The 18,236-nt window shown below is 51.0% G+C and carries 15 protein-coding genes; 4 read left to right on the forward strand and 11 right to left on the reverse strand.

The features are described from left to right. Window positions 1-156 precede the first annotated feature (156 nt). The gene (locus ACJJH9_RS14190; RefSeq protein WP_252082900.1) at window positions 157-480 is read right to left on the reverse strand and encodes a TfoX/Sxy family protein; all 324 of its coding nucleotides are present in this window, start codon (window positions 478-480) and stop codon (window positions 157-159) included. Window positions 481-944: 464 nt separating this feature from the next. Further along, window positions 945-4,811, reverse strand: a complete 3,867-nt coding sequence (gene purL / locus ACJJH9_RS14195; RefSeq protein WP_444923164.1) for a phosphoribosylformylglycinamidine synthase — start codon at window positions 4,809-4,811, stop codon at window positions 945-947. Window positions 4,812-5,224: 413 nt separating this feature from the next. Between purL and mltF the strand changes: the two genes are divergently transcribed. Beyond that, on the forward strand, window positions 5,225-6,700 hold the full coding sequence (gene mltF / locus ACJJH9_RS14200) for a membrane-bound lytic murein transglycosylase MltF (protein WP_444923165.1): 1,476 nt from the start codon (window positions 5,225-5,227) through the stop codon (window positions 6,698-6,700). A gap of 18 nt (window positions 6,701-6,718) precedes the next feature. Further along, window positions 6,719-6,871, forward strand: a complete 153-nt coding sequence (locus tag ACJJH9_RS14205) for a hypothetical protein (RefSeq protein ID WP_444884086.1) — start codon at window positions 6,719-6,721, stop codon at window positions 6,869-6,871. 333 nt (window positions 6,872-7,204) lie between these two features. Here ACJJH9_RS14205 and ACJJH9_RS14210 read toward each other — a convergent pair whose 3' ends face one another. From ACJJH9_RS14210 to mtnP, 6 genes are read right to left on the reverse strand one after another with little or no spacing between them, the layout of a single operon-like run. Next, window positions 7,205-7,846: a TIGR04282 family arsenosugar biosynthesis glycosyltransferase gene (locus ACJJH9_RS14210; RefSeq protein WP_444923166.1), complete on the reverse strand. Its 642-nt coding sequence runs from the start codon at window positions 7,844-7,846 to the stop codon at window positions 7,205-7,207. After that, window positions 7,839-8,513, reverse strand: a complete 675-nt coding sequence (locus ACJJH9_RS14215; protein ID WP_444900099.1) for a TIGR04283 family arsenosugar biosynthesis glycosyltransferase — start codon at window positions 8,511-8,513, stop codon at window positions 7,839-7,841. The genes ACJJH9_RS14210 and ACJJH9_RS14215 overlap by 8 nt, the downstream gene beginning before the upstream one ends. A 42-nt stretch (window positions 8,514-8,555) precedes the next feature. Beyond that, window positions 8,556-10,031, reverse strand: a complete 1,476-nt coding sequence (locus tag ACJJH9_RS14220; RefSeq protein ID WP_444900098.1) for a dihydrolipoyl dehydrogenase family protein — start codon at window positions 10,029-10,031, stop codon at window positions 8,556-8,558. A gap of 7 nt (window positions 10,032-10,038) precedes the next feature. After that, complete coding sequence (locus ACJJH9_RS14225) at window positions 10,039-10,722, reverse strand: TVP38/TMEM64 family protein (protein WP_444900097.1); 684 nt, start codon at window positions 10,720-10,722, stop codon at window positions 10,039-10,041. Window positions 10,723-10,758: 36 nt separating this feature from the next. Further along, complete coding sequence (gene arsS, locus ACJJH9_RS14230; RefSeq protein WP_444923167.1) at window positions 10,759-11,706, reverse strand: arsenosugar biosynthesis radical SAM (seleno)protein ArsS; 948 nt, start codon at window positions 11,704-11,706, stop codon at window positions 10,759-10,761. Between the two features lie 5 nt (window positions 11,707-11,711). Then, window positions 11,712-12,611: an S-methyl-5'-thioadenosine phosphorylase gene (gene mtnP / locus ACJJH9_RS14235; RefSeq protein WP_444923168.1), complete on the reverse strand. Its 900-nt coding sequence runs from the start codon at window positions 12,609-12,611 to the stop codon at window positions 11,712-11,714. A 256-nt stretch (window positions 12,612-12,867) separates the two neighbouring features. Between mtnP and ACJJH9_RS14240 the strand changes: the two genes are divergently transcribed. Both ACJJH9_RS14240 and ACJJH9_RS14245 read left to right on the forward strand, forming a co-directional pair. After that, the gene (locus ACJJH9_RS14240; RefSeq protein ID WP_444923169.1) at window positions 12,868-13,431 is read left to right on the forward strand and encodes a DUF2239 family protein; all 564 of its coding nucleotides are present in this window, start codon (window positions 12,868-12,870) and stop codon (window positions 13,429-13,431) included. Between the two features lie 12 nt (window positions 13,432-13,443). Beyond that, window positions 13,444-14,817 (forward strand): MATE family efflux transporter, encoded by a 1,374-nt coding sequence (locus tag ACJJH9_RS14245; protein WP_444923170.1) that lies wholly within the window; start codon window positions 13,444-13,446, stop codon window positions 14,815-14,817. A 175-nt stretch (window positions 14,818-14,992) separates the two neighbouring features. Here ACJJH9_RS14245 and ACJJH9_RS14250 read toward each other — a convergent pair whose 3' ends face one another. The 3 genes from ACJJH9_RS14250 to sucC all read right to left on the reverse strand — a co-directional run bounded on the left by ACJJH9_RS14250 (window position 14,993) and on the right by sucC (window position 18,219). Beyond that, window positions 14,993-15,712, reverse strand: coding sequence for a M12 family metallopeptidase (locus tag ACJJH9_RS14250; protein WP_444884077.1), 720 nt, complete (start codon window positions 15,710-15,712; stop codon window positions 14,993-14,995). A 465-nt stretch (window positions 15,713-16,177) separates the two neighbouring features. Beyond that, entirely contained in the window at window positions 16,178-17,050 is an 873-nt protein-coding gene (gene sucD / locus ACJJH9_RS14255; protein ID WP_020412684.1) for a succinate--CoA ligase subunit alpha, read from the reverse strand. A gap of 2 nt (window positions 17,051-17,052) precedes the next feature. Continuing rightward, entirely contained in the window at window positions 17,053-18,219 is a 1,167-nt protein-coding gene (sucC, locus tag ACJJH9_RS14260) for an ADP-forming succinate--CoA ligase subunit beta (RefSeq protein ID WP_252082922.1), read from the reverse strand. Window positions 18,220-18,236 lie beyond the last annotated feature (17 nt).

Below are 18,236 nucleotides of genomic sequence, written 5' to 3' on the forward strand. Positions count from 1 at the left end.
AAGAAATACACCACTCTCGATTGCATAAACGACCTCAATGTCATTTGTCGAAATATTTCGATAATAGTGCACTCTTTTTTGCGAATCGATATAAAAATCCAAGTGCAAAAGCCAGGAAATCTTGGCTACCATTGCATCTCTATTCTTTGCTTTATGTTATTTGGGAGGGAGAGACCCCGCGAATTCCACCCCCCGATTTACCCACTCATCGAGGTCCTGCTCCACTGCATCTTCCTCCACATAGACCATCCCCTTTAGAGGGCGACCGGTATAATCCATAGGGCGAGTATAACGCTCAGCCAAAGCATCCTGATAATTATCCGGCCCCACCCGCACCATCAACTCTTCACCAACCACACCACAAGCCATATTGCCATTTAACATAAATGCGAGGCCACCAAACATCTGCTTTTCAGAGAGCCCCTGACTTCCCTGTAATAAATTGCGCACTTTTTCTGCTAGTGTTTCGTTGTACGCCATGACAATCTCCTTAGTCACTGTTGCTAGGTAGGAAAAAGAATTTTTGGTACTGCTGGGATCTGCGCCAATAAAAACGCGACAAGCGAAAGATCAGTCGAAGGGAGTTTATGAGTAGCGCCCCATGCCGAATTTCTGCATAGAAGCCAATTAAAAAATTGTGAATCGATACAGATAACTGCACCATAGCGAGAAAAGTTATTTCGAATAATCCTTTAAGTGTAGCAGGAAATATCCAAAGCGCTCCAAAAAGTAAATCGTGCCAGATACAAATACTGACAAAACCATAAAAAATCAATTAACAGTGAAAATACACTCGGCACTGAATTCGAAGAATCACTATCGATTTTGAAGGGCGATTTAACAGCTGATACAGGCGGCATATCCTTATGCCACAAAAATCCATTTACCTGCCTAGAGAATAATTTGCACCCCGACAGAATTGTGGGGTGCAGAAGTGAATCGGCTTAGTCGACAAATACCCGCGCATTGCGGAACAAGCGCATCCAGCCGGAATCTTCTTTCCACTCATCTGGATGCCAGCTGTTGCTGACAGCTCGGGCAACACGCTCGGGGTGCGGCATCATAATAGTCACGCGGCCATCTTCAGAACTCAGGGAGGTAATACCATTGACCGAGCCATTGGGGTTGGCCGGATAAGTTTGGCTGATTTCCCCTTTGTTATTCAGGTAGCGCATCGCGATAGTGCCGGAAGCTTCACACTTCTCCAGCGCCTGCTGGTCGGCAAACTCCACGCGCCCCTCACCGTGAGCAACGGCAACCGGCATGTAAGTACCCGCCATACCCTTAAACAACACGGAAGGTGAGTCTTCAATGCCTACCAGTGCGAAGCGCGCTTCATACTGCTCAGAGAGGTTGCGCACAAAGCGCGGCCAGTGATCCGCACCTGGAATCAGCTCTTTGATCACTGAGAACATCTGGCAACCGTTACACACCCCCAAGCCGAAGGTATCGTTGCGATTGAAGAAGCCTTCAAACTGATCGCGAGCACGATCATTAAACAGAATGGTTTTAGCCCACCCCTCACCGGCACCCAGAACGTCACCGTAAGAGAAGCCGCCACAGCCCACTAGGCCTTTGAACTCATCCAAAGCGACACGACCGGACAGGATGTCACTCATATGTACGTCGACAGCGTTAAAGCCCGCGCGGTGGAAGGAGTGCGCCATTTCCACCTGACTGTTCACACCCTGTTCTCGCAGTACCGCAACTTTCGGGCGAACACCTTTAGCGATATAAGGTGCGCTGATATCGTCGTTGATATCGAAAGTGAGGTTTACTGTCAGGCCCGGATCTTCCTGGGCGATTGCGGCGAATTCCTGCTCGGCACACTCGGCGTTATCGCGCAGGGACTGGATACGGTAGCTGGTTTCCGACCAGATCTGCTGCAATTCAGCACGGGAGCGCTTGAAGATTTCAACACCGTTATTAGTGATGCACAGATGTTCGTTATTGTTCAGGTAACCGATCTTGTGGGTGGGTACACCCACAGCGGCAAAGCGCTGTACCAGCATATCCGCTTCACAGGCGGGAACCTGCAATACCGCACCCAGCTCTTCACTGAACAACGCGGCAATCGGGTCTTCACCCAATTCGTAGATTTCCACATCCATACCCACGCGGCCGGCAAAGCCCATTTCCGCCAGGGTTGTAAACAGACCGCCGTCAGCGCGGTCGTGGTAGGCCATGATCAGGTCTTCATTCAGAGCCTGCTGTACCACCTCGAAGAAACCTTTCAGCTTCTTGGCATCGTCCAGGTCTGCGGGCTTGTCGCCCAACTCGTTGTAGACCTGTGCCAGACAGGAAGCGCCCAAACGATTTTTGCCAGCACCCAGATCAACCAACAGCAGCTCACTCTCACCTTTATTGGTGCGCAGTTGCGGGGTCACTGTTTTGCGTACATCGGTAACCGGAGTAAAGGCAGAAATTACCAGAGACAGCGGTGCGGTAACCGACTTTTGCTCACCCTCATCTTCCCAAGCGGTGCGCATAGACATGGAGTCCTTGCCCACTGGGATGGTAATGCCCAATTCAGGACACAGCTCCATACCCACCGCTTCTACGGTGCGATAGAGTTTTTCCTCTTCACCAGGGTGGCCCGCAGCGCACATCCAGTTGGCGGAAAGTTTGATGTCGGACAGCTGCTTCACCGGAGTACAGGCGATATTGGTAATTGCCTCACCCACAGCCAGGCGGCCTGAGGCCGGCGCATCCAACAGTGCCACTGGGGTACGCTCACCCATAGACATGGCTTCACCGGAGTAGCTGTCATAGGCAACAGTAGTCACCGCACAGTCCGCTACAGGTACCTGCCAGGGACCGACCATCTGATCGCGGGATACCTGGCCGGTTACAGTGCGGTCACCAATGGTAATCAGGAAGCTCTTGCTGGCCACAGTGGGCAGGCGCAGCACGCGCTCAGCCGCTTCGTTCAGGTCGATATCCGCGGTGGAGAAAGCCTTGGCTTCAACGTGGCGAGTCTCTGCTTCGCGGTGCATGCGCGGCGGCTTACCGAACAGTACCGACATCGGCAGATCCACTGGTTTGGAATCAAACTTCTTGTCATTCAGCAACAGGTGCTTGTCTTCGGTAGCCTCACCAACAACAGCGTAAGGCGTACGCTCACGCTCACAGATTTGCTCGAAACGCTCCAGGTCTTCCGGCATAACCGCCAGTACATAGCGCTCCTGGGATTCGTTACACCAGATTTCCAGCGGGCTCATACCCGGCTCATCACAGGGCACATTGCGCAGTTCGAAATTACCGCCGGTACCGCCATCTTTCACCAACTCGGGGAAAGCATTGGACAAACCACCTGCACCCACATCGTGGATAAAGGCAATCGGGTTGTTCTCACCCAGCTGCCAGCACTGGTCGATCACCTCTTGGCAGCGACGCTCGATTTCCGGGTTTTGGCGCTGTACTGAAGCGAAATCCAGGTCTTCAGAGCTGGAGCCGCTGGCCATACTGGAGGCCGCACCGCCACCGAGGCCAATCAACATGGCCGGGCCACCCAGCACTACCAGTTTGGCGCCAGGGGAGAACTCGGGCTTCTCTACATGCTCTTCACGGATATTGCCGTAGCCGCCGGCCAGCATAATCGGCTTGTGATAGCCGCGACGCTCGCCATCGAAATTTTCTTCAAAGGTACGGAAGTAACCGCAGATATTCGGGCGGCCAAATTCATTGTTGAATGCTGCGCCACCGATGGGGCCTTCGATCATAATGTCCAGAGCGGTAACGATACGCTCGGGCTTGCCGTAATTGGACTCCCAGGGCTGTTCCCAACCGGGGATCTGCAAGTTGGAAACGGTAAAACCGGTCAGGCCCACTTTCGGCTTGGAGCCGCGGCCCACCGCGCCCTCATCGCGAATTTCACCACCGGCACCGGTACCAGCGCCGGGGAAAGGAGCAATTGCGGTGGGGTGGTTGTGCGTCTCCACCTTCATCAGCAGATGAATGGCCTCATTACTGAAACCGTATTCCTTGCTTTCCGGGTCTGGGTAGAAACGTCCAGCCACGTTGCCCACCACAACTGCGGCATTATCCGCATAGGCAGATAACACGTTGTCGCCGCCTTTTTGGTAGGTATTCTTAATCATGCCAAATAGAGAATGCGGCATTTCTTCGCCGTCGATAGTCCAGGAGGCATTAAAGATTTTATGGCGGCAGTGCTCGGAGTTCGCCTGGGCGAACATCATCAGCTCCACATCGGTGGGGTTGCGATCCAATTCCTGGAAGCTGGTGAGCAGGTAATCAATTTCGTCTTCGGCCAGGGCCAGGCCCAGTGTCACATTGGCAACTTCCAATGCCTCGCGGCCACCTTCGAGAATATCCACACCACGCAGCGGGCGGGGCTCTTCTTCTACAAACAGCTGCTCAGCCTGTTCGAGCTCGGTAAAGACCACCTCGACCATACGATCGTGTAGTTGTGAGGCCAACGCCTGGCGCTCGGCCTCGCTAAGCTCAACCCCACTCAGATAATAGGCAACACCACGCTCAAGCCGATGAATTTGGGTGAGACCAGCATTGTGGGCAATATCGGTGGCCTTGGAAGACCAGGGAGAAATAGTGCCCGGGCGCGGCACCACCAGGATCAGCTCGCCTTTCGGCTGGTGCTTCTCTTCGCTGGGGCCGTACTGGAGTAGCCGCTCAAGCAGCGTCATCTCCTTGTTATCCAGTGCGTCGCTATCGGCGAAGTGTACGAACTCGGCGTAAAGATCGTCGATGGTCGGTAGCAGCGCGCGCAGTTGGTTGAGTAGTTTTTTATGGCGGAATTTCGACAGTGCGGGAGCACCACGCAGAACTAACATTGCGGGAGATAGCCTCTTGTCTAAATGAGAAAGATTGCGCGAAAGAAGAATCGCACAAGGCCCCGGAAATTTGAGAGGCGCAATTGTACCCGAAGCGCCGCAACTCCAACACACCCGCCCGTCACTTGAGTACACATGAACTAAATAGCAATCAATGTGTTCAAAAGGCGAACAAAACCAATCGTAAATTCACCGATTTTATTAGGGGGTTAAAACTCCCTACAAAAGTCTTAATGGCATTTCAAGCGCCCATGTCACAGTGTCCTAAAGCCAAATTGGGCAGATTGTCGTCAAATAATGTAAAATTGGCAGACTGTGCCATCATTGGCGAGGAAAGCCCTGGCGGAAATACCCGCAGCAGGCCTTAGGCATAACAGCGATAAAACCAACGGACGAGCTAGAGGGGACAGCCTATGATGATGAGAAGCCGAGCGCTGCGCTATGTCCGCCGCGTGTGCAAAGGTATCGCGCTGTCCTGCTGTGCCTCCCTATTAGTTGCCAGTAAAGCACCGAATACCCTGGAGCGAATTAAAGCTTCCGGTGAACTTGTTGTCCTCTCGCAAAACGGCCCCACCACCTATTACGAAGACGCCTCTGGCAATCCCACCGGTTTTGAGTACGGCATGCTGCACGCTTTTGCCGAAGAGCTGGGAGTCAAGCTGGTGATTCGCGATGTGCACAGCCTGGATGATATGTTCGCTCGCCTGCGCGATCCCGAAGAGGGTGCCCATTTTGCCGCCGCCGGGCTGACAGTGACTCCGGAGCGCCGTGAACAAGTGCGTTTCTCCCCTTCTTATTTCGAAGTTCGCCAACAGATTATCTACCGCCTCGGAGAAAAACGTCCGCGCAGAACCAGTGACCTTGAAGGTAAGACCATTGCGGTTATCGCTGGCAGCGCCCATGCCGAAGAATTAAAAAAACTCTCACAGCGTTACCCCAATTTGCGCTGGGAAGAAGTTTCTGATGTCGACGCTATGGAGCTGGTAGAGATGGTACACCAGGGCCAATACAGCTATGCGGTGGTGGATTCCAACGCCTACGCTGTGCACCGCGGGCTCTACCCCAAAACTGGAGTGGCTTTTAATCTCAGCCAGTTCCAACCGGTTTCCTGGGCTTTTCCCAAGAGTGACGACGACAGCCTCTATCAGCGAGCGCGACTGTTTATGTTGCGTGCCAATACTAACGGCATGATCGCACAGCTGCGCGAGGAATTTTTTGGTCACGTCAGCGAACTGAATCCCGGTGGTGCCCAGGCATTCGCCAGGCGTAGCCGCGAGCGACTGCCCAAGTGGCGCGGAGTTATGCAAAAAGTGGCCGATCAATACGAGTTGGATTGGCATCTGTTGGCTGCACTCAGCTACCAGGAATCCCATTGGAATCCCCGCGCTCGCTCACGCACTGGGGTTCGTGGCCTGATGATGCTTACTTTGAATACCGCCAAAGAGCTGGGGGTAAACCGCCTCAACCCGGAAGAGAGCATTGAGGGCGGCGCTCGCTATATCGTGCATATCCGCAACAAGCTACCGGAACGCATCCGCGAGCCCGACAGAACCTGGATGGCTCTGGCCGCCTACAACGTGGGCTACGGTCATCTGGAAGATGCCCGCGTACTCACCCAGCGCATGGGCGGCAACCCGGATCTGTGGCCGGATGTACGCGACCATCTGCCACTACTGGCCAAGCGCCAACATTACAAATCTACCAAGCACGGCTACGCACGCGGCTGGGAGCCGGTCACCTATGTGCAAAATATCCGCCACTACCAGGCCCTGCTGAGCTGGACCAGCCGTATCGAAGAACAACGCCTGGCGGCCAATGATGAAAACGGTGGGATTCTTGCAGAGAACAGCGCAGTGGAAGCGGAAGGCAGTGCCGCACCCGCGCTATAAATTACAGGCGCCAGAGAGATGGAAGACACTGTTAAAGAGATCGAGGAGTTTATCGATTATCTTGTACAGGCAGGAGTCCACTGCCGAGTGGATGAGCTGGAGAGCGTCTACTACAGGAATATGCAGGTCTACATGCTCGATGAATCCGACCAGTTGACCCTGGCCGATTAGAGCGCATTTATCGATTTATTCAAACACAAGCACGATGCCGGTGAATTGCCACTGAACAGCTGGAAAAAATTCACCATGTGGCAGCGAACAACAACTCTGCGCTGGTAATATTTTCCCGAAAAAATAACTTAGCTGGCCAGGAAAGAAAATTAAGGCTGGGCATCAACCTGGTTTATGAGGATGGGCGCTGGCAAGTCATTCGGGAAATCATCTTTCTGGAGCCCCCCCTACCCTAGCTAACTCCTTCGTAGCAGTTACACTGGCCGCCCCCTATAAAAGGCCCACTGTACAACAGATAATTTGTTGAATCCCCACCTGGCTAGTAGAAACCAGCTAGCTTTCCGCTTGAGACACTCCCCAGGCACAAGGCAAAAACTGCAAGTCCTCTGGCTCATCAATATCTGGTAGCACTTCCAAACACCGGCAGAGCATTGCACATTCCTGTAGGCGCTCCAGGGTTTGCTGGGCAACCACCTCCGTGCTCCAGGAAATGTCCTCAAACAATCTCCAGTGCACCCGCTTGAGCCCCAACAGGGTGTATCCACCATCTTTTGCCGGGCACATAACTGCATCGGTATTCTTTAGCGCAACGGCCGCCTTTCGCAGACGCGCGGCCGTTAATGCAGGGCAATCTGTGCCCAGTAATAAAAGTCCCTGGCCCGCCACCTGACAAGTATTGGCCGCATGCCACAAACGCTGACCTAGGTCGCCTTGCGTCTGATTATGCAGAGTTACCCCCCTGGGTAGGGCTAGTGTTTGCCAGAAGGGATGCAGTGAGTCCGGCGCAACATGCAACTCTACTGGGCCGAGGTCGGCTTTTACTGCTTCCATTAATGTCTGCTGCAACAAACGCTCAGCCAAAGAGGCGGCACCCTGCTCCCCAAGAGCTGGAATCAAACGGGTTTTTGCATAGCCGGGAAGGGGCGCCTTAGCCATTACCACCAGACGCAGAGAGGTCAGAGAAGAGTTACTCATAGCGTTTTGCCAGACACTCCGCCGGAACGCCGCGCCAGTAATCGAAACGCAAACGCCACATTAACAAGACTGTGCGCCAAATTCCGAACTTTTGCCAGCGGCGCCCAGAGGTAGTGACTCTCTGACGCAAACAATGGGGCCGCGCTATTTTTAACAGTTGCCGGCTCAACTCAATATCTTCCATCAGTGGTTGCCGGGCATAACCTCCCACCTCATTGAAGAGGGAGCGGCGAACAAAAATCGCCTGATCACCTGTGGCGATCCCACTCAAACGAGAGCGCCAATTAATCATGGTAGAAATCAGGGGAAACCACAGGCTGTCTCCACTGATACGAATATTAAAACGTCCCCATTGTGCCCCCCTAACCGAGGCAGAGGCAATGGCACTCAGAGCACCTTGCGGTAGGCGAGTATCCGCATGTAGGAATAACAACCAACTGCCACAGGCAACCGAAGCACCCGCATTCATTTGAAGCGCGCGTCCACGTTGGGATTGAATTACCCGCAACCCGGCTGCAGTGGCTATCTCTGCACTACCATCACTACTGCCACCATCAACCAGGATTATTTCACAACTGCTGTATGCGACCAGCTCCCTCAGTTGCGCTACAAGCTTGGGTAACTGCTCCCGCTCATTTAACAGGGGCACAATAACACTGTATTGCACTATCTTGCCTCAACTCCGCCTCATCCCTTTTTTACTTAGGCCTTACCCCAGTCTCCACTGGTGAAATTTTTCCAACCAGCGCAGCAAGCGTTTGGGTGCATTGGCCCGCTTCCAGTTTCCTGCAACAAATTTATTGCCTTCGGTCATTGTCGGATAGATATGAATGGTGGATAGGATTTTATTCAGCCCCAGCCCCTGCTTCATAGCAAACACAAACTCGGCGATAAGCTCTGCCGCATTTTCACCAACAATTGAAACGCCTAATATTTTATCTTTACCTGGTACTGTTATTACTTTAATAAAACCCTGTGCCGCCCCATCTACAATAGCCCGATCCAGATCATCAAGATTATAACGAGTTACCTCATAGGCAATATCATGTCGCTTGGCCTCGAGTTCACTGAACCCAACACTGGCCACCTCAGGATCGATAAAAACTGCCCGAGGTACCAGCGAATAATCTACGGCAAATTTCTTGATATCACCAAAAAGGCCATTCACTGCAGCATACCAGGCTTGGTGCGAAGCCATATGGGTAAACTGATAGGGACCGGCAAGATCCCCAGCCGCGAGAATATGGGGGTGGCGAGTGCGCAGGAAAGTATCGGTTGTCAGTTTACCATCCTGTAACAAATCCAATTTTTCTAGCCCGAAGCCCTTGGTGCGAGCGCGCCTGCCAAGTGCCAGGATAACCTCATCAAATGTCACCTGTGTTTCACCCTCGGCATTACGTAAATGTAATGTGCTCTCCTGGCGATCTTTATTGCCACTAAAAGAAACTGCCTCATGCCCAGTGAGAAGACATACCCCTTCAGATTTCAATGCCTTGGCAACAGCCTCCGATACTTCGTGGTCTTCCTGGGGGAGTAGACGTTTATCCCGCTCAATCAAGGTCACCCGAGACCCCAAACGGGTAAATGCCTGGGCCAGCTCACAACCAATGGCACCGCCACCCAGTAATACCAATCTATGCGGAACCTTATCCAGTTCAGCAAACCTATCCCAGAGTGTTTCACTCGTCAGATAATTAACTGTATCAAGGCCGGGGAATGGCGGCACTATAGGCTCGGCACCAGTAGCCAGGATAATGGCACGCCCACGCAAAGATCTTTCACCGCCACTTTTCAAAGTGATATCAACTGTCCAGGGATCAACCAATCGTGCATAGCCTTTTATCACTTCCACACCGAGCTCTGAATAACGCTCCACGCTGTCATGAGGCTCTATCTGCTGGATAGATGCACGCACATGCCGCATCACCCCAGGAAAATTAATCTCCGGTTCCGGCAGCCGCACACCGAAATTACCCGCAGTACGTGCGGAGTGCGCCACACGAGCACACTTGATCAATGCCTTACTGGGCACACAGCCGGTATTCAGGCAATCCCCCCCCATGTCCCCAGACTCAATTAATGTCACCTTAGCTTTTACTGCCGCAGAAATATAAGCACTGACCAACCCTGCAGCACCTGCTCCGATAACAATAATATTACGGTCAAACTTTTTAGGTTTTTTCATTGGAGTCTCACTTGGCCTCGCGGCGACGTTTAAGCCAGTTGAGGAAGTATTTTGCCAACAGAGGGAAAATACCCAGCAGCGCAAAGGACAAAAGCAATTGAGGCGAAGCGATATCTTTAAGGCTTTCTATTCGGGCGAGTTGCGTTCCCGCATTCACGTAGACAATTGTGGCCGCAAGCATGCCTAACTGGCTCACCCAATAAAATGTCCAGACTCTCAGGTGGGTTAACCCCATCAAGATATTAATCAGAAAAAACGGGAAAATAGGTACAAGGCGCAGGGCAAAAAGATAAAATGCGCCTTCCCGCTCAATACCTTTATTCACAACTTGGAGGCGTACCGCAAACCTTTCCTGAATATAATCGCGAAATAAGTAGCGGGCCATAAGAAAAGCCAGAGTGGCACCGATACTGGAAGCAAAAGACACAATAACAGTGCCCCACAACAAACCAAAAATCGCACCAGCGGCTATGGTGAGAATAGCCGCCCCAGGCAAGGACAAGCCGGTCACCAAAATATAAAAAATTAAAAACAGGAAACTCACTAAAAATGGTGAGGCCGCTTTCCATTGCTGGAACTGCTCCCCGCCTTCCTGCAACTTGTCTAGACTCAACCAGTGATGTAAATCAAGTGCGTAAAAAGCAATCACCAATACCGCGATAACCACCAACAGCAGTATTTTTTTACTCATAGTATTCCTGCCCTATGGCTATAAAACCCTTTCCTCTTACAGTGCTCCACCACAGCTACTACCCTGCCCCGCAGTACAGCCGTAGCAGTGATCTGCCACTGCAATCGCGCCCCCCTGCAGATTCTCATCGAGTAAATCATGCAGGTGCGGCCTACCTGGCACAGGAATATCTAGCTGCTGATTAAAATCACAATCGAATAGATTCCCCTGCCAGTCAACACTCACCAGGCTGCGACACATAACGCCATCGAGATTTTCAGCGCTATAACTGTCACGTAATAAAGTCATATAATCTTTAAACTGTCCCTTGGAAATCAACATGGAACCAAAGCGCTTGATGGGCATATTGGCGAGCGCAAACAATTGATTGAACTCAATATTAAATTGCCTTCTCAATTCTCTGCGATAGTCCGCCTCCAGGACACTCTGCTCTGGGGGTAAGAAGGGGCCTTGAGGGTTGTATACCAAATTTAACTGCAAACCACTTTCTGGCTTGCCATAACCCAGTTCATTGAGCTTTTGCAGACCGGCAATACTCTTGTCAAAGACCCCTTTGCCGCGCTGTTTATCGACGTTATCCATGGAATAACAAGGAAGAGAAGCGACCACTTCCACATGATTTCGGGCGAGAAACTCCGCAGTATCTTCCTGGCCTGGCTCGAACAAAACTGTGAGATTACACCGATCAATAACCTGCACTCCCAATGCCCGTGCAGCACTGACCAAGCCGCGAAACCCCCAATGTAATTCCGGTGCGCCACCAGTAATATCCAGTCTCCGAATACGGCGCTTCTCAATGACCTCCAACAGCAGTGCCAGGTTTGCATCTGACATCATTTCCGTGCGATTGGGACCTGCGTTTACATGGCAGTGCACACAAGACTGATTACAGCGATAACCAATGTTGAGCTGCAGGGTTTCGATAGTACTGCGGCGTATTGCCGGGAAATCGGATATTTCAAGTAATGGCAGTGTTTCATGCATATGTCTCAGTGCTCCACTTCTTCCAACACTGATTGTGTCGGTTCAAGCAGTGGTTTTATTACAGCAAGCTGGCCCTGCGACATTGTTTCCACAGGTGTGACCAATCCACTGGTCAATGCCGTATGGGCAATGGAGTCAGGTTTCTCCATACCCAATAATCGAATGGCCTCTGCTGCTATCAACTGGGCACGCGCAGCATTTTGCTGCAGATTGGCGATTGCCACTTCTGCGGTAACCGCTTGCTCGCGAGGGTGCCAACAGTCGTAATCGGTGGCCATTGCGAGTGTGGCGTAGGCAATCTGCGCCTCTCGCGCCAATTTCGCCTCTGGCATATTGGTCATACCAATGACCGACGCCCCCATGCTGCGATACCAGTGGGATTCCGCTCGCGTTGAGAACTGTGGCCCCTCAATGCACAAGTAACTACCACCCCGATGTAACTGCACCGGCTGCTCGGCCTGGGTGGAAGCAAAGGCCCGCGCCAGACAATCCGCCACTGCGGAACATACGGGGTCTGCCATAGAGACATGGGCTACAGCGCCACCACCAAAAAAAGTGCACTCACGCTTGCGCGTCATGTCGATAAACTGATCGGGAATCAACATATCCAGTGGCCTGACCTTCTCCTGCAGAGAGCCAACCGCAGAGAGAGAGAGCAGATAGCGCACACCCAACTGACGCAACCCATGGATATTTGCCCTGTAGGGCACCTCAGAGGGGATCAGCCTGTGACCGCGTCCATGGCGGGAGAGAAAGGCAACCGGGATACCCTGCAGCTTGCCACACAGAATCGGATCCGATGTCGGGCCAAATGGGGTCTCCACTTGAACCTCTTGTACATCAGTCAGCCCCGGCATTTCATAGAGACCACTCCCCCCAATCACACCAACCAGTGCTCTAGCCATGTTCACTCCTAAGTAGTTAGTTTTTCCGCAGTATAGAATTGAGCAATGACCCTGTATATCGCCAGATAGGGTGCAAAATACTCCCTAAGAACGCACCTAGAGCCAGAAATACTCACGGTAATCCCACCGATAGTAGTCCTTCAGCACATACCAGTAGATTTTGCGAGAGACCTTTGCTGTACATAGACAAATTGATCGCCTATATTTACCAGGGTAATATTATTTTGCCCGGATAAATTAATAGGAGACTTTTGTTGTGCCTGAGTACATAGCCATTGAGCGACAACAACTGATTGCACGGGGCACACTGGAGTCGATCGTTCGCCAGGTAAAATCCCGTGAAACACCACTTGAACCCATGGTTTTTTCAACCGATAACTGCCAAAGAATCGAGATCGATTGGCAAGGCGATATTGAGACGGTACTAACCAGATTGAAGCCCAGCACAACACCTACCAGTGCAAAGCGAGGGCGCCCAAAGTTGGGAGTCATTTCCAAGGAAGTCACATTGTTACCCCGTCACTGGGAGTGGCTGAGACAGCAACCTGGCGGAGCCTCCGTAATCCTGCGCAAGCTGGTGGAGCAGGCCCAGAAAGATATTTCACTCGAAGAGCGTATCACCACAAGCCAGCATCAACTCGATAGATTTATGCTGCAGGTTGTTGGTGACGCCCCAGGCTTCGAAGATGCCAGCCGCTCCCTCTATCGAAATAGCAAAGTAAGCTTTGAAAAAGCCATCCGAGCCTGGCCAGAAGAAATCAAACACTTTGTTTTGGCCAAATTTAATGATATTGCAGAGATACATAGTGGAAATAAGTAATAGGGATCGTATATGAGCGAACAACAAGACAACATTTTCCTCAAGGGTGCACTTTTACCGGTTTTCTTCAAAACAGCGGCACCGATCATTTTTATAATGTTGGTAAACGGCTCTTTTACCCTGCTGGATGCTTATTTCCTGGGGGAGTATGTAGGCCCTGACGCACTGGCAGCTGTCACCCTGACATTTCCAATGTTTATGTTGCTAGTGGCACTATCCTCCTTAATATCGGCTGGCTACTCCAGCGTTCAGGCCAGACTCTTGGGCGCGGGAAAAACAGATAAGGCAAAACAGGCTTTCTCTCAGGCAATCACCTTGGCACTGTTAGTTTGTGGCCTTCTTATGGTGCTGTTTACTCTTGGGGGTAAACAATTGACGATGTTAGTAGCCAATGGCTCCCAGCCGTTGGCGGATATGGGCTACACCTATTTAACAATTCTTGTTTTCCTGTCTCCCGCCCTATTTATTGGTTCCGTAAACTCCGACACATTACGCTGTGAGGGGAAACTATCGTTGATGGCGATAGTTTCTTTAAGCTCCATACTTCTTAATATCGTTTTTAACTATATTTTTATTGCCCATTTTCAAATGGGAGTAGCGGGCTCCGCTTATGGAACAGCATTGGCTCAATCAATCGCCCTGATGATAGTGGCCGGCTATCGTCATTACGGAAAAACAGTCATTGATACACAGGTCATCCGCCTCTCCTATGAGAAACAATATTGGAGAGAGTTTCTGTCCTTGGGCTTACCGGCTAGTTTGAGCTATATCGGCGTTCCCCTCACCTCTATGGCAGTTATATTCAGCCTACAGGCATGGGGAGCGGAAAACTATGACGCTACCGTTAGCGCCTACGGTATTACCACTCGGATTATGACTTTTATTTTTCTACCCCTACTCGGCTTAAGCCAGGCTTTTCAAACAGTGGCTGGAAATAATGCTGGCGCAAAGATCTGGTCGCGAATGGATAGTAGTATCAATATCGCCCTGACTGCGGCATTCGGCTACTGCCTGCTGCTTCAACTCGCTGTCATTATTTTTAAAGACACTTTAGGTGGGCTATTTGTTAACGATCCTCTGATCATTGAAGAAGTAGCGCGTATCCTGCCAATGATGACTCTGGTTTATTTCTTGGCTGGCCCCCTCATGATGGTTAATACCTTCTTCCAGGCGATTGGTGACGCCAAACGAGCAGCCATTCTCGGACTGGCAAAAACTTATATATTTTTACTGCCTTTGATAGTGCTACTACCGCTGGCCATTGGTGAAGTTGGAATCTGGTATGCAGGGCCCATTGCTGAGTTATTACTACTTAGCCTGACGGCTTTTATTCTTTACCAACGCAGTCGCACACACGGTCACAAATACGGTTTGTATAGCACCTAGCAGTACCGAATACTTCAGCGGCACAGATAGAAAATGCAATTTATCTTTTAGTAAATTTTGCGCTTAAGCCTAAAGAGCTAGAAATTTAGAGGGTACGTTTAGAGAAGAAAATAAAAAGTAAAAAAGGGAGATGCTGACTCCCTTTTTTAAGTCACCTTCACAGCAACGAACTGATCTACACCATTGGCATCGCAAAAGATCTTGGTAAGGTCAGACGCCTGCCATCATACAAATAGGAAAGCATATTCAAATCACCCGCGCTGGGATTCCAACTTGAATTATTTACCTGGTTGGGGGTAATTTTACAACCGCCTGTCCTGGTATTTTCCCTGACCCCCAGCGCTTGGGCTTGAGCATCGTACATCATGATAGACTGGCCATCGAATGACGAGCCATGAGTCATAAAGCGTGCCATTGTCTGGGTGCGGGTTTGCACTTGTAAAGAGTCCAGTGTGCTCTGCACTGCCATGGGAGCATCTGAACGCATATGCTCGTGGGCCAATCCCAGGGTATGACCAATTTCATGTGGAAGCGAGGCAATCGCAGCCCGATTCCCTCTCCAATTAACGCCGCAATACTGATTTGTTGTATTGGTATAACCTACGGTGGCACTACTATCATTATCCCGGATAGTAATCACACCCTGCCCCGCCGCTCCCACCTGCAAAAATTTAATCGCCGCAAACTGAAACGCCCGATAAATACACAACTCCCAGCGGGACATGGCTTTCTTAACCGCCGTCACATAGCCAGCATCAAGATTATTCGGTACGTAATATTTAACGATCCCATTAGGCCAGACTCCGCCAACATCCTCATTTCTATCCAAAGAAAAACCACTAAAGACCAGCTTATATGAAATATTTCGAATATTTTTATCTATTGATAGTCCCATGCTGTGAACCTCCACAATTATTTGGTCATTATTTTGAGGGTTAATAAATCCTTTATCTAACTTACAACCGGACTCTTAAAAGCCAACCTCCGCATTTAATCCCAACAAGGAATTTATACCCCAACAAATTCACAACACCTAGAAAAAATTAAATAACTCCTAAAACACTCCAAGAAAAAATAAAAAATAAGATACCTTCTCAAACAACAATAAATATCATTCAATATTTAATTGCATAAAAAACAAAAATATGGAAAAACCACAAGGCAGAAGAAAAATATCGGCAAAATGCACAGAAATAGTGAGTAGCGTGAAAATTAAAATGGCTGCGCAGCGAAATTAATCTGGCAACAAAAGAAGCCAAGGGAAAGATTGGCACGGAATTAGGATGACGGTTGAGTTTAATAAACAAAAAAAGGCCACCCAAAGGGTGGCCTTTTTTTGTGCTAGCCAGCTAGTAATTACTTACCAGCCAGTAACTTCCTTCAGAGCGTCGCCGATCTGAGCCAGGGAGCGCACGGTTTTAACACCTGCGTCTTCCAGAGCAGCGAACTTCTCGTCAGCGGTGCCTTTACCACCAGAGATGATCGCGCCCGCGTGACCCATACGCTTGCCGGGAGGAGCAGTTACACCAGCGATGTAGGAAACTACAGGCTTAGTAACATTTTCCTTGATGTAAGCAGCGGCTTCTTCTTCAGCAGTACCACCGATCTCACCGATCATAACAATCGCTTCGGTCTGCGGATCGTTCTGGAACATCTCCAGGATATCGATGAAGTTGGAGCCCGGGATTGGGTCGCCACCGATGCCCACACAGGTGGACTGGCCGAAGCCGTAATCGGTAGTTTGCTTAACCGCTTCATAGGTCAGGGTACCGGAACGGGAAACGATGCCCACTTTACCCGGCTTGTGGATGTGACCCGGCATAATACCGATCTTGCACTCACCCGGAGTGATAACACCCGGGCAGTTCGGGCCGATCAGACGCACGCCCAGCTCGTCGCACTTCACTTTAGCGTCGAGCATATCCAGAGTCGGGATACCTTCGGTGATACAAACAATCAGCTTGATACCAGCGTTGGCCGCTTCCAGGATGGAATCCTTACAGAAAGGTGCAGGTACGTAGATTACGGAAGCTTCAGCGCCGGTCTTCTCTACCGCTTCTTTAACGGTATCGAATACTGGCAGGCCCAGGTGAGTCTGGCCGCCTTTACCCGGAGTTACACCACCAACCATCTTGGTGCCGTAAGCAATCGCTTGCTCGGAGTGGAAAGTACCCTGGGAGCCTGTGAAGCCCTGGCAGATTACTTTAGTGTCTTTGTTAATCAATACTGACATGATTATTTACCCTCCGCAGCTTTAACCACTTGCTGAGCCGCATCGGTCAGACTGGTCGCCGCGATAATGTTCAGGCCACTGTCGCTCAGAACCTTGGCGCCCAGGTCTGCGTTGTTACCTTCCAGGCGTACAACAACCGGTACTTTAACGCCAACTTCTTTTACTGCGCCCACAACGCCTTCGGCGATCATGTCACAGCGAACGATACCACCGAAGATATTGATCAGTACGGCTTTTACGTTCTCGTCAGACAGGATGATCTTGAACGCTTCAACAACGCGCTCTTTGGTCGCGCCGCCGCCAACATCTAGGAAGTTAGCTGGCTTGCCGCCGTGCAGGTTGACGATGTCCATGGTACCCATGGCCAGACCAGCACCGTTTACCATGCAGCCGATGTTGCCATCGAGGGCTACGTAGTTCAGATCGAACTTGGCAGCGTGCGCTTCACGGGAATCTTCCTGGGAAGGATCGTGCATTTCGCGCAGGTCCGCGTGGCGGTACAGCGCGTTGCTGTCGATTACCACTTTGGCGTCCAGGCAGTGCAGGTTGCCTTCGGTAGTAATTACCAGCGGGTTGATCTCGAGCAGGGCCAGATCTTTTTCTTCGAACATTTTCGCCAGGCCGAGGAAGATCTTGGTGAACTGCTTCACCTGAGTCGGGTTCAGGCCCAGTTTGAAAGCCAGCTCGCGCGCTTGGTAAGGCTGAGCGCCTACCAGCGGGTCGATGGTGGCTTTCAGGATTTTTTCCGGAGTCTCTTCCGCTACTTTCTCGATCTCAACGCCGCCTTCGGTGGAAGCCATGAAAACGATACGACGGGTGGAGCGGTCAACAACGGCGCCAAGATACAGTTCTTGGTCTATGTCGGTGCAGCTTTCAACCAGGATACGGGAAACAGGCTGGCCATTTTCGTCTGTTTGATAAGTTACCAGGCGCTCGCCCAGCCACTTCTTGGCAAACTCTTCAATTTCTGCCTTGGAATCTACCAGCTTTACTCCGCCAGCCTTACCGCGGCCACCAGCGTGTACCTGGGCCTTTACTACCCACTTATCACCGCCAATTTCGTCAGCCGCTGCTACTGCCGCTGCCGGGGTTTCCGCTGCAATGCCTTTGGAAACCGGCAATCCGTATGCCGCAAACAGTTGTTTGCCCTGATACTCATGCAAGTTCATAGTCAATACCAATTCAC

The organism is Microbulbifer mixtoriginis (SeqCode) (assembly GCF_052466715.1).